This is a genomic window from Wocania ichthyoenteri Th78, from assembly GCF_000789235.1.
GTDB classification, from domain to species: Bacteria; Bacteroidota; Bacteroidia; order Flavobacteriales; family Flavobacteriaceae; genus Wocania_A; species Wocania_A ichthyoenteri.
Genome location: NZ_KN525716.1, coordinates 3,600,304 through 3,614,817 on the forward strand (window position 1 = coordinate 3,600,304; position 14,514 = coordinate 3,614,817).

Here is a 14,514-nt window from a genome sequence, read left to right on the forward strand (position 1 = left end):
TATGAGAACACTCATTTTCTTATTCTGTACAACGATTTTTGCTTTAAATTCTAATAATATAATATCTCAAAATTCAAAAATTAAAATAAAAGAAGATAAAATATTAACAGTTGATGAGGTTTTTGACCTTATTATGGAGCAAACAGACTATAAATTCTTTTATGAAGAAGGTATATTTAAAGGTTACCCCAAGGTAGAAGTAAGTAAAGGGACAATTAAGATCAATAAATTACTAGACCAAAGTTTATCATTAAGTAATCTTAAAATTACTGTAACTGATAATAATAACATAGTTATAAAGGAGAAACCTAGAAGTATTATTGCTAACCAGCAAAAACACAGTGTTACAGGTGTAATAAATGATATATCTGGTCAGCCACTTATAGGGGCTAACATTCTTGAAAAGGGAACAACCAATGGAACACAAACAGATTTTGATGGAAGATTTTCGATTGAAGTTGAAAATGCTAATGTTACACTTATTGTTTCTTATTTAGGATATTCAACACAGGAAATTGAATTAAATAGTCAAACATCTCTTGAAATTATACTTCAAGAAGATGCATCGTCATTAGACGAAGTAGTGATTGTTGGTTATGGTACTCAGAAAAAAGTAAACCTTACTGGGGCTGTAGGAACAATTAAAGGTGAAGCATTAGAAAACAAACCTGTTGTTAACGTACAAGAACTATTAATAGGGAAAGTTCCAGGATTAAACATTAGTAATAACTCTGGTCAACCAGGAAGTGGAGCTACTTTAAATGTTCGTGGTACTTCTACTATTGGAGGTAGCTCAGGAGTTCTTGTTATAGTTGACGGTGTACCTGGTAATATATTTACTATAAACCCTAATGATATTGAAAATATCTCGGTGCTTAAAGATGCCGCATCTGCTGCCATTTATGGTGCTAGAGCTGCTAACGGAGTGATTTTAGTTACTACTAAAAAGGCTAAGGGTAATCAAGCATTAAGAGTAGATCTTACTACAAGTATAGGGGTGCAAAACCCGCAACACCGAATAGATTTTGTAGGAGCAAAAGATTTTATGAATCTCTATAATCTTGCTAGAAGAAACGATGGAGCAACTGATGATTTCTACGGATCTGACGATTTTGCTGCTTTAGAAAATGGATTACTGCCTAATCATCAATGGAACAGGGAGTTATTTAAGAGAGGAGAACTTATACAAAATAATTATTTAGCTTTTTCAGGAAATAGTGATCGTTTTTCATATAGAACAGCCATTGGATATGACAAGCAGTCAGGTTCATTACCTAGGGATAAATACAAACGTTTGGTAGTACACCCAAAATTTACATATAAGATAACAGATTGGATTTCCCTTGATGCTAATATACAATACACCAAAACTAATATAGAAAGACCAGAAGATGCTGGTACTCAAATTTCAAATTCACAGCGTATTTCGCCTATTACTCCTATTTTTACACCAGCTGGCAATTATTGGGGTCCTGGAGGTGTTCCTGGAGCTAATCCAATAGCGCGAATTAATCAAGGAGGCCTAGATACTCAAGAGTTTAAAGAGTTGTCGACTATCTTAACGGCAACGATAACTCCAGTAAAAAACTGGAATATCATTCCTTTGTATTCACATTATAACACACAGAGATATACTCATAACTATGATAAGCCCATTACTTTGTATAATGATGATGAAACTATTTTTAGTCAAGGGGTATTGAATAATGTAAATCTTCAAAACGCCTTCAGTAATAGTAGTACTGAAATATTGCAACTGTCAACTGATTATTCTCTTACACTAGGTGACGATCATGAGTTTAAATTTTTTGGTGTAGTATCTCAAGAAGTAAAGAAGGGGAACGATTTTTCTGCCTCTCGATTGAATCCTGCATTTGAAAATATATATGTATTAGATGTTGGGTTGGGTGTCAAAGATAATTCAGGTTTTGCTTATAACGAATCCCTTGCTTCAGTTGCTGGAAGGCTTAATTATAATTATAAAGGAAAATACCTCTTCGAAGCCGTTGTAAGGCATGATGGTTCATCTCGTTTTTTAGACGGTCATCAGTGGGGTACATATCCTGGGTTTTCTGCAGGATGGAATGTAGCAGAAGAGAATTTTATGAAGGATAAACTTGATTTTATATCTCAATTTAAGATAAGAGGTTCTTGGGGTCAATTAGGAGATGCTCTAAAAATTAGTCGTTACGAGACTAGAAATATTCTCAATTTTAATGCTGGATTATATGGCTTTAATGGAAACCTTGTGGGTGGAGCCACGGCAGATGCTTCTTTTATTCCTAGTCTAAGTTGGGAACGATCTACTAAGACCAATTTAGGACTTGATATTGGACTGTTTAAGAATAAAATAACCATGTCGGTTGATGTTTTTAGAGATCTAAGAGATCAAATCTTATATAGAGAACCTATAGAAGTAGAAAATGGTGTTACTGCACCTTTTACTAATACTTTAGAAATGGAGAACAAAGGTTTTGAATTCATAATAAATTATAGAGAAACCTTAGGTGATTTTGGCTTTAATGTTGATTTTAATGTAGCTCATTCCAAAAATGAAGTGCTTAATCTTAGAGGGTCTGGACCTTGGATAGATGGATCAAGATATACAGAGGTGGGAGGTTCACTTGAATTGCCTTATGGTTTGCAATCTGATGGACTTTTCCAAAGTCAAGACGATATCGACAATAGTGCTACACAGATAAATGTAAAACCGGGTAACATCAAATATGTAGATCAACTTACGGTAGATACGAATAATGATGGGATTCCTGACGAAGCAGATGGTGTAATTAATGGTGATGACCGAGTTATATTGAATGATAAAAATGCATTCGTTTACGGTTTTAACCTAGGGTTTAATTATAAAAACTTAAGCCTTACGGCCAATTTTTATGGCAGAAATAATGTTAAAAGGTATATAAATAATTATGAGGGTTGGGCGTTTTTTCTATCAAATAACGCTAGACCAATGCATTTAGATAGTTGGACAGAAAACAACCTAGATGCCACTCATCCAAGGATAAGTCTTAATACAACTTCAAATGACACACAATATTCCGACTATTGGTTGCGTAAAGCAAATTATTTAAAACTACAAAGCCTTTCATTAGCGTATAAATTACCTAAGGAATTGATAGATGTATTGAATATTGATAATGCTACGGTTTCTCTAATAGGGCAAAATCTAGCGATGTTTACCAAATACCCTGGTTTTGATCCTGAGGGGGGAGGTTACCCATTACCTAGAACCATAACTATGAGTCTTCAATTAAACTTTTAATGCTAAGAAAAATGAAAAATATACATACAAAAATTATACTGATTTGTTTGGTGGCATTTACGTCTTGCTCAGACGTATTAGATCAGCCACCATTACATGCACCAGACGAATCATTGTTCTGGACTTCTGAAGTAGATGCAGAAAAAGCATTGGTAGCTCTATATCCTTATTTACCCAATGATACTTCATGGTGGGCAGAGTGTATAAGCGATAATGCCATCATGACGAATGCTTGGGGAGAAGGAGGAATGGGTCAAATAAGTCAAGGGGACTTAACACCTACGACTGGGTATTTAAGTAATGGTTTTCATGGCCAGTACAAATACGATCATATTAGGAATATTCTTTATTTTTTAGAGAATATTCAGAATATTGAAGGAACTGATAGGTTAGATGATATGGAAGGTCAAGCTAGATTTATCTTGGCAATGAAGTATTTTACGATGTCTAGATATTGGGGAGATATTGTTCTTTTTAAGGAAAGACCAGCGACTTTGGAAGAAGTAGATGTAGCTACCAGAGCTCCTCAAAAAGAAGTTTTTGAATATATAATAGAAAATCTAGATAAGGCTATTTCACTTTTGAGTGATGTACATGATAAGTCTGGAATCATAACACAAGATGCTGCAATAATGCTAAAGACCGATGTGTTGATGTGGATGGCGTCTATGGAAGATTTTAGAAGTACCAGTATTTCTGATAAAAGCAGTGTGCAACTATGGGGGGAGGCAGCCAGTACCATTGAGACTCTTATAAATAAGGGAAGGTACAGTTTGCATCCAGATTTGGTTAGCTTATTCCAAAGCTATACAAACAATAGTGATAACGAAACTGTTTTAGCACGCCAATATGTTGAGGAAGAGATTACTAATTTTATCAATATTTTAGGATTGCCAGGAGGCACTAGTTTACGTGGTGGTGGCTGGGCATCATTCAGCGCACCTAGAAATTTAGTAGACGAGTATGAGGTTACAGATGGTATGGATATTAAGGATTCTCCTTTATATGATATTACTGATCCTTTTATAAATAGAGATAAAAGATTAACGTCTTGGTTCTTACTTCCAGGGGTTGATGTGTTACGACAAGATGGGTCTTTCACTCCTTTTGATTCTCACCCTGACAATGGTAATCGTGAAGCTGTTGGAGGCGAAGGCGGCGGCGGAAGAAGTGGTTATTGGTGTATAAAACATGTTGAGATGGATAACAATCTTTGGTTCGGTCATCAAAATTGGATTATTTATAGATATGGTGAAGCCTTATTAATGTTAGCAGAGGCTCTTAATGAGTCCGACCCTTCTAATTCAAGTATAGTTTGGGCTATGAACCAAATACGTGATAGAGCAGAGTTACCTGGCGTAGATGCATTATTGGGTAATCAAGCGGCAATGCGTGATGCCATTAGGCATGAAAGACGTATGGAATTGGTGAACGAAGGAAAACGTTATTGGGATATTATGCGTTGGAAAACAGCACATATAGTATTAAACCCACCAACTGGATTTGTGTACGGTATCAATAAATCTTTGGACGATTATACTAATAGACAGGGTGATTGGACTGTAGAAAAAATTGTTGCAGAACCAAATAGGTTTGAGGATCATTTTTATTTCTGGCCTATACCTCAATCAGTTATAGATAAGAATCCTAATATTACTCAAAACCCTGGGTACTAAAAATTAATATAATCAATGAAAAGAGGAGGTTTAAATTTATTTAAAACCTCCTCTTTATAAAATTATTTTATTATTCAAATTTTATGAGTATAGAAATTTAATAACCCTTATCTAATATATTCTTGCCTAAATCTTATTAAAATATACGCCATAATAATAGTGGGATATAATATCCATAAGATTTAATACTAATTTTAAAGAACAAAATAAATTTACTACAATGCTACGAAGAATATTTTTGTCTCTTTTCCTCATTACCGTTTTACTTTCATGTGAAAAGAAAGAACAAGCTAATACTACACTAACTGATAGTTTAAGTTTTACTAGCTTAGACAAAACAGTTACTAATGTAAAGTTTTCAAATACTATTGCAGATGTACCTCAACTTAATTATTACAATTTTCCATACATGTACAATGGCGCAGGAGTTGCAGTTGGAGATATTAATAATGATGGATTACAAGATGTTTACTTTGTAGGAAATATGGTTAATAATGCCTTATATTTAAATAAAGGTAACTTTCAATTTGAAGATATTACAAATAAAGCCAAGGTATCTGGTCGTGAAAATTTAAGATGGTCCAATGGTGTTACTATGGTCGATATAAATAATGATGGATGGCTTGATATTTATATTTGCTCTTCTGGACCTTTTAAAACAAGGCGTAATCTACTTTATATTAACAATGGAGATTTAACTTTTACTGAAAAAGCTCAAGCATTTGGACTTGATGATAATGGCTATTCTACACAAAGTGTTTTTTTTGATTATGATAGAGATGGTGATTTAGATGTATACATAGGAACCTATGTGCCTACAGCCTTAGAAGCAACTAACGAATATTATGTAGAAAAATTAAAAACCCCACTTGAAGATGAAAAAGACAAATTATATAGAAATGATGGGAATAATCATTTCACAGACGTAACTGAAGAAGCTGGAGTTACCAACTTTGGATTAACACTTAATCTATCTGTTTCCGATTTTAATAATGATGGATGGTTAGACATATATGTTTCTAACGATTTTAATTCTCCCGACTTTATGTATTATAATAATGGAAATGGAACATTTACAAATAAACTAAATACAACCGTTAACCATACAGCCAACTTTGGCATGGGAACCGATGCTGCAGATATAAATAACGATGGGTTTATCGACTTAGTTCAACTAGATATGGGCAGCGATAACAATAAAGAACGAAAAACAAATATGTCTGGAATGGCTCCAGAGAAATTTTACGATGCTGTTAATAAGGGGTTGCACCATCAATACATGAAAAACAACCTGCAATTAAATAATGGTAACGGAACTTTTAGTGAAATAGGTGAGTTAGCAGGAATAGCTTACACAAATTGGAGTTGGGCAGCTTTGCTATGCGACCTAAACAATGATGGTTGGAAAGATCTGTTTATAAGTAACGGTATTAGAAGAAATGTAAACCACAATGACTTTAATAATTATGATAGATTATTACAGCAAAAAGGGGTATTACATGCAGACAATCGTCACCTTATATTAGATAAAATGCCTATAAAAAAACATGATAATTATGTGTTTGTTAATAAAGGTGATTTAACGTTTGAAAAAGGGAATAAAGACTGGGGGCTTAGCTATGAAGGCTATACACAAGGAAGTGCCTATGTTGATTTAGATAATGATGGCGATTTAGATATGGTAACGAATAATTTGAATGATGTTGCCTCTATCTTTAGAAATAATGCCATAGATAGCTTTCCAAATAATAACTTCCTGAAAATTAAATTAAAGGGTACAAGCGATAATTACTTTGGCGTAGGAACTAAAGTTAAAATAGTAAAAGGTAAAACAAAGATTTATCAAGAAATGTTGCCAACACGAGGGTATTTGTCATCCGTAGAACCCATTTTACATTTTGGCTTAGGAAACATAAAAAAAATAGATACACTAGAGGTCATTTGGCCTAATGGACTAAAACAATATGAACTAGATATTAGTACAAATAAATTAATTGAAGTTGTTCAAAATAAAACAGATAGCACAGAATTAATAGCAGAAAAACAAATATTAAAAACTCAGAAAACAATATTTACCAATAAAACAAAGATTTCTCAAATAAACTATATGCATCAAGAAAACAGTTATAATGATTATGAAAAAGAAATTTTGTTACCACATAGAATGTCTCAGCACGGACCAGCTTTATCTGTTGGAGATATAAACGGAGATAAACTTGATGATTTTTATATTGGTGGAGCTAAAGGTTTTTCTGGGCAGTTTTTTCTTCAAAATCCAGACGCAACATTTAGTAAACATTTTTCGGAAGTTATAAAAAATGACAGTCATCATGAAGATGTAGCTTCATTGTTATTTGATGCAGATAATGATGGCGATTTAGATATTTACATAGTTAGTGGAGGTAATGAAGAGCCTAAAGACTCTAAATATTATCAAGATAGATTATATACTAATGATGGTACAGGTAATTTTGAAAGAGTACTAACCAATTTTCCCGAAATTTTAGTTAGCGGTGCTAAAGTAAAAGCAGCAGATTACGATCACGATGGCGATTTAGATTTGTTTATTGCTGGCAGACAAATACCTGGTAAATATCCATACCCAACAAGTAGTTATTTGTTACAGAATAATAGTAAAAATGACGTTGTTAGTTTTGTAGATGTTACTAATGAAAAAGCAGCGATGTTAAAAGAAATTGGAATGGTAACAGATATGGTATGGACCGATTTCAATGGCGATAATAAAGTAGATATTATAACTGTGGGAGAGTGGATGCCTATTAAATTGTTAAAAAATAATGGCAATATTTTTGAAGATGTTACGACTAACTATGGGTTTGAAAATCAAACAGGATGGTGGTATAGCGTCATTACAGAAGATATGGATAATGACGGCGATCAAGACATTATAGCAGGAAACTTAGGTCTGAATTATAAATACAAAGCTTCTAAAAAAGAACCTTTTGAAGTTTATAGCAAAGATTTTGATGAAAACGGGAAAAACGATATTGTATTAAGTTATTATGAAGAAGGTAACCTATTTCCATTAAGAGGTAGACAATGTAGCTCAGACCAAATGCCATATATAAAAAAGAAATTTAAAAACTATGAAGCTTTTAGTAACGCTACAATTATAGATGTTTTAGGGCAAAATAAAATAGAAAGTTCTTTACACTATCAAGCAAATACATTTGCAACTACCTATTATAGAAACGATGGAGATACCTTTACAGCTATGCCTTTAAATATAGAAGCTCAAATCTCCTCTGTTAACTGCATTTACACAGAAGATTTTAATAAAGATGGACTTAAGGATATTGTTTTAGCAGGAAATTTATATGAATCGGAAGTAGAGACACCTAGAAATGATGCAAGTTTTGGTGTTTTTCTTAAAAATGAAGGAGCAAATAAATTTTCAGATGTATCACCTATAACTAGTGGATTGATGCTACGAGGAGAAACAAGAGGTTTAAAACATATAGAGTTGGCTGATGGTAACAGCGCTTTTATAGCAGTAAAAAATGAAGGAGAAATACAATTGTATAGCTATTAAATTTTTAAAGATACTCAGATAATATATGTTTGAAAATAAATAGATTAAATAAAACAATGTAGTTCGAAAAAATAATTCATTATCAAGAAGTGTTTTTTTAAGCCTATTTTTGGTAGCATCCACACAGTATAAGATTTATAGTATAAGCCTTAAAATAGAATGATCGTATAAAATAATTACAAATTAAATAAAACCATGAAAACAATTTTGAATAGGTCATTAAAAACTTTAACTCTAGCATTTTTTATTATAGCATTAATAGCATGCAAAAACAATAAAAAAACTCAAGAAATTCAATCTCAAGAAGAAACAGCAATTACGGGACCATTTCAAGAAGATGTTGATTTTATAAAAACCTACGAGAAAGATCTCATAGTACTAGAGTCAGGGAACAGTATGGTAGCAGTTGCACCTAGGTTACAAGGTCGCATCATGACGAGTTCTGCAAATGGTATGGAAGGAAAAAGTTATGGTTGGATAAATAAGGCACATTACGAGTTGGGAGAAATCAATCCGCAAATTAATGTTTATGGAGGAGAAGAACGTTTTTGGTTAGGACCAGAAGGCGGACAATATTCTATCTTTTTTGAAAACGGCGAAGATTTTACTTTTGATAAATGGGAAACCCCAAGACTAATCGATTTGGAGCCTTTTGATATTGTAGAACAATCAGAAAGCAAGGTATCCTTTACTAAATCAGCTTCACTAACAAATTATTCAGGGTTTACATTCGATATGCAGATTGATAGGACAGTAAGTGTTATTTCTCAAGATGAAACTTTATCCACTTTAGGAATATCTTCTATAGATGGTCTTAAAAGTGTAGGGTATAAAACTGAAAATCATTTAAAGAATGTAGGCGAAAAAGCATGGAAAAAAGAAAGCGGATTACTTTCAATATGGATGCTAGGGATGTTTAAACATTCAGAAACAACTACGGTAGTTATTCCTTATACAATCAATGATGAAAAAGTAGTTAATGTTTACGAATCATTTGGGAAACTGTCTGATGAACGTTTAATTGAGAAAGAAAACGTAGCGTATTTTAAAGCAGATGGTAAATACAGAAGTAAAATAGGTTTAGCACCACAACAAGCAAAAGATGTTTTAGGAAGCTAAGATGCCGAAAATGAAATACTTACCATAGTAAAATATAACAAACCAAATGATGTGACAGATTATGTGAATTCTAAGTGGGAAATACAAGAAAAACCTTTTGCCGGTGATGTTGTTAATTCGTATAACGATGGACCTGTAGATGGAGGAAAACCCTTAGGACCTTTTTATGAATTAGAAACATCATCGCCAGCAGCAGCTTTAGCACCAAACGAAACCATAACTCATATACAATATACCTTCCATATTGAAGGAGATAAAGCTAAACTTGATGTTATAGCTCAGGAAACTTTAGGTGTTTCTTTGAAAACCATATCTCAAATTTTTGAAAAATAATTATACAAAAACAACTTAAAAAGACTTTGTTTTAACTTTTTAATAGTTTTCTTAAAATTAGATTTTTAAAACAGATAAAAGAGTTGTACAAATGTAGTGCAATATCTTAAATAAAAAAAAGACAATTCGTTCAAAATCAAATGGTTGTATTTTGTTTTACGGAGAAAGAGGAACTATACATAATTTAATTTTTCTAGGCTACCATCTTTTGAATGGTAGAATGATTAGCTTTAACAGCTCTAATAGCTAAAAGTTCTTCGACATCTAGATAGTTTAGCGTGAATCTTAGTTTGAAATAGACAGCTTGTTTGATTATAATAGGAGGGTAGCAGGTGGTGTTTGGGCAAAATTGAACGTCATTTAAATGCCAGAATAGGTCGTTTTAAGGTGCTGCCACCTTTTACCTCTTGAAGAATATTTGAATGTTGAAACACTACCGCCGCGATTAGAAAAATCATAATTTTTGTGGTTATAGCGCACCCAAAAATCAATGAGGGTTATCGTGATAATGTCACCTGATAATGCTATCGGCTGAATAGAAATGACCCGTTTTCCTGTTCTTAAACTGCGCTTGTATTTCTTATCATAGATATCAATATATTTGATTTTGTAGGCGTCTATATATTTAGGAAGATAGCGAGTAGGGACTTCATTTGCGATGAAATTAAAAGACTGTATTTCATGAATGATGATATCTTTTGAGCGGATCTCTTTTTGCGCATTGATGTGGTTTTCAATCGCTATTGAATAGAGTTTTTTTAAATCCTTCCCGTTTGTTTGAGAAAAGCTGATAGCAAAAGATAGTAGAAAAAGCGCAAATATGGATTTCTTCATGAGCCTAAATTTACAACTTAATCACCAAACCAACCAACAAAAGCTTTGCAGCGTCCAGTCTCTTTATCTTCTTGTGCTTGTTTTCTTTTCATGCAGGCAAAGGTCAAGTTTTGTGAAAAATGTTTAAGAGAAAACTCAAGTGATGCAGCAAGAAATTCTCCACCTAAATTACCTATGACACGTATTTCGCAGAGACTACCTTTGGACATGGTATCAATAACATTTTTACCAACTTTAGGAGATTGTAGTCCTTTTTCTGCTTTCGTATAACGTCCTTCATATATCTTTTTACCATCGACAAAGATTTGAAAGATGTCCTTTACGATGTCATCACTCATATGTGCATAACAATCAAATGACATCTCATTTTTAGAATTTCCTTTAAAAGTGATTTTATACGCTTTATTTCCTTTTTTGATTTTGAGCATTTTGGCTTCCATTGAGAAGTAACCAGACATCCAAGTTAAGTCCCACCCATCTTTTTCCAGTCTATCGCTGCAAGACGGTAAGTCTTTTTGAAGCCAAGATACGATTTGACCACGTTTGTTTTCTTTGGCGATGGCTAAAGGCGAAATGACTCGATCACCCTCTTTTTTACATAGATGGGGGTTTGCTTTAATGGCGAGCAAATATGTAACGTTCACTGCATGACCTTTGCTCGATGCTATAAACAAAGCCGTAGAGCCATCTGTTTTTTGATGATCTATTTTTGCTCCAGTATCAAGCAACGCTCTTAAATTTTTGAAATGCCCGTTTTCAGCGGCGATATAGAGCGGTGATGTCTTGGTTTTATTATCATAGATGTTGGGGTCGGCCCCAGCCTCTAAAAGTTCTTTTATAATGTCATTCTCTTTCATGACGGTGGCGATGAATAATGGTGTTAGTCCGCGTGTTGTTGCTTTATTTACATTTGCTTTGGCTTTTATAAGAGCTTTGACCATTTCGATGTTTTTCTTTTGAGCGGCGTAAAATAGCGGTGTCCCTCCTGATTTTGGATGGAGAATATTTGGTCTCGCAGATGCTTCCAACAGAATACGAACACCTTGCGTAGAATTAGCGAGAACGGCCATGAAGAGAGGGGATGTTCCATAGCTATTTCTGAGGTTCACATCTGCGCCTTTTTTAATTAAAATAGAGATGAGATTTTCCTCTCCAACCTTATATTTTTCAGACAATAATTTAAGCGAAGCTGTCGCTTCTTCTGGTGTTTTTACATTTGCAAAAGGTTCGCCACTTTGAGCAGAAATATTTAAAAAGCTTATGATTGCGAAAAATTGCAACAGATATTTAATGGATTTATTCATCTAGATTTAATGATTATTAGCCTCTACGTATACAGACCTGTTTAGTGTCTACAATTATTGTTTAGTTTATTGCGAGCAGCTTGTTGCATTTTTTGTTGCCCCATCTGATTTACAAGCTGAAAATCATTAAGAGAAAAACTAGCGGAACATTTAAATTTTAAATCATTTTCATAAACAGTTTTGTTCGACGCTTTTGCCGTCCAAAATTCAATCTTGAGTGTTTTGCCTTTATATAGTCTTTCGAGCATTTTTTTATTGTTGAAGGTTTTACTATAACCATCAAAAATCTTTGCTCCATCAACAAACAACTTGATTTTCTTGTATTTGTCCCAAGTATTTGAAGTATAGAGGCGCATTTCTCCACTCCTATACACCCAAAGAGAAAACCTTTGATTTAAAGAGCAGTCTGTATCTTTTATAGTCCTAATAATTTCGTATTTCTTATCATTCCAAATTACACTCCAATCATCTTTTTTCATACGTCCAGAACAAAGAGGCGTGTTTAATTTGGATTGTAGAAGTAATTTTGTAATAGCTGAATGTTTGTTCTTTCTGGCGATCATCATTGGAGTCATTGGAGTAACTACGTTCTTAATTCTTTTACCCAATTCTCGATTTGCTTTTGCGTCTAGTAGCGATTTTACGATATCGGCATATCCAAAACTAGATGCTATATACAAGGCAGTCGTACCATCAGGTGATTGATAATCAACCTTTGCACCTGCTTTTAAAAGCTTTTGAACAAGAGGGAGGTTATTTTTTTCGGTAGCCAAATGCAGGGGTGATTTTTTCTCATTGTTAGATAAATTAACATCCGCACCTAACTCAATTAGTTTATTGATGTTTTTTGCCAAATACGATGGGTCAAATTTTATAGCTCGTGCCAATGGGGTTTCACCGTTTAAGATTTGTAGGTTAATATCTGCTCCTGCTTTGAGTAATAGTTCTGCTAAAACAAAATCTTTTTTGATAATCGCCGAATGTAAGGGCGATGGGGTTTTCGAATTGCTTATGTTTGGGTCAGCGCCAGCTTTAATCAATTTGGCCATCATTACAGGCGACCCCCACAAAGCAGAAGCATAAAGTGGTGTAAATCCATCTCCATTTTTAAAATTAACATCAGCCTTCGCATTCAAAAACAAATCAAATATTTGAATATTCTTATTTTTAACACCATGTCTAATAGCCAATGTTAATGGAGTGTCATAAGACTTAGGAATAATAATATCTGTTTTTGCTCCTGCATCTAAAAGGACTTTAACACCCTGTGTGGAATTAGCAAAAACCATGGACACAAGAGGCGTCACATTATCCTTATTAACCACATTCACATCTGCACCTTTGTTAATTAGAATAGGCAAAAGCTTTTCATCACCAGCCTTAAAGTTTTCTGAGATTAATTTGAGATAAATTGTCGCATCTTTTGATGTTTTTATTTTGGCAAAGGGATCATTTTGAGCGAATATGCTTGAAAAATGGATAATCGCTAAAATTAAAAGGAAGTATTTTATTTTCATATTCATTATGTGATGCTTCGATTTTTAATATTCAAACTGAGAGACAATGAATTTATACCCCATAGTGATTTTAAGTAGTTCAACCAGATTCTCTTATTCTTTGTAAATAGCATTATAAAATCCTTTAAATACATTATCTAGAAGGGCGGCATTTTGATAATGCATACTGACATGATGCAAAAGGGGGTTGTCTGGATTGTTGGGGTTTTTAGTCAAAATAGGTTGTACCACTGTTGCATTTCCACATTCTGTATAACTTTGGAATGTTCCCTGCCCTGCATATGTATCAATTATTTCGCTCCAAGGTTTGTAATGAATAATAGCGTTACCTCCATTTTCACTTCGGCTTCTAAGACCATTAATCATGTCATACACCTTTTTAGGGAAATCATCTGCTAATGTGGAGAGTTTGTTACATGGTGATGTCTTAGGTTGCATTTTCTTCCAAGTTGACCGTGCTGCCTTTAAATCACCAATATCGATGCTGTGACCTTTCTCTTTTTTATAGACCAAAAACGCTCCCGATTGATACAGAATATGCCCTTTATTCTCCATTAAGGCATGAAAATCTGCATAGGAGACCTGAACGGGATTGATGTTCGGATGTCTTAATTGGAGGGGTGACGGCTGATATCCTAAATAGGTATTAATACGATAGACAGTCAAATTATTAGGGTCTTTTAAATCGCCAGCCGCTTTTGTATAAACGTCAAGATTTATGACTATATCTTCACGAGAATACGATTTAGAAGCAAGCGATGAGGTTATTTTTGGTGCTATATTACGTATAGAGTGCGCCGCGTATCTAAAATAGCTTGCTTGTCCATTTTTTAAATACTCTTTCGTACGCACGAAATTGGAATCAGCACTTCCAAGCCAAACGACTTCGCCTCCCTGA

General features: G+C 33.8%; 7 protein-coding genes and 1 pseudogene. 4 read left to right on the plus strand and 4 right to left on the minus strand.

The annotated features are described in order from the left end of the window. Nucleotide 1: 1 nt before the first annotated feature. The 4 genes and pseudogenes from RG22_RS15670 (at nt 2) to RG22_RS15685 (ending at nt 9,961) form a co-directional block, all read left to right on the plus strand. The gene (locus RG22_RS15670; RefSeq protein ID WP_052143781.1) at nt 2-3,280 is read left to right on the plus strand and encodes a SusC/RagA family TonB-linked outer membrane protein; all 3,279 of its coding nucleotides are present in this window, start codon (nt 2-4) and stop codon (nt 3,278-3,280) included. 11 nt (nt 3,281-3,291) lie between these two features. Further along, on the plus strand, nt 3,292-4,956 hold the full coding sequence (locus RG22_RS15675) for a RagB/SusD family nutrient uptake outer membrane protein (RefSeq protein ID WP_034044976.1): 1,665 nt from the start codon (nt 3,292-3,294) through the stop codon (nt 4,954-4,956). A gap of 220 nt (nt 4,957-5,176) precedes the next feature. Beyond that, a complete protein-coding gene (locus RG22_RS15680; RefSeq protein ID WP_034044978.1) occupies nt 5,177-8,509 on the plus strand; it encodes a VCBS repeat-containing protein in 3,333 nt (1,110 codons plus the stop codon). A gap of 195 nt (nt 8,510-8,704) precedes the next feature. Continuing rightward, nucleotides 8,705-9,961: pseudogene (locus RG22_RS15685) on the plus strand (DUF6786 family protein). 360 nt (nt 9,962-10,321) lie between these two features. On the opposite strand, the gene RG22_RS15690 reads toward RG22_RS15685, so the two are convergent. The 4 genes from RG22_RS15690 to RG22_RS15705 form a co-directional block, all read right to left on the minus strand. Beyond that, entirely contained in the window at nt 10,322-10,795 is a 474-nt protein-coding gene (locus RG22_RS15690) for a hypothetical protein (RefSeq protein ID WP_034044980.1), read from the minus strand. Nucleotides 10,796-10,812: 17 nt separating this feature from the next. Next, the gene (locus tag RG22_RS15695; protein ID WP_034044982.1) at nt 10,813-12,099 is read right to left on the minus strand and encodes an ankyrin repeat domain-containing protein; all 1,287 of its coding nucleotides are present in this window, start codon (nt 12,097-12,099) and stop codon (nt 10,813-10,815) included. A gap of 41 nt (nt 12,100-12,140) precedes the next feature. Then, nucleotides 12,141-13,616, minus strand: coding sequence for an ankyrin repeat domain-containing protein (locus RG22_RS15700; protein ID WP_162183658.1), 1,476 nt, complete (start codon nt 13,614-13,616; stop codon nt 12,141-12,143). A gap of 93 nt (nt 13,617-13,709) precedes the next feature. Next, nucleotides 13,710-14,468, minus strand: coding sequence for a hypothetical protein (locus RG22_RS15705; protein WP_156113404.1), 759 nt, complete (start codon nt 14,466-14,468; stop codon nt 13,710-13,712). Nucleotides 14,469-14,514 lie beyond the last annotated feature (46 nt).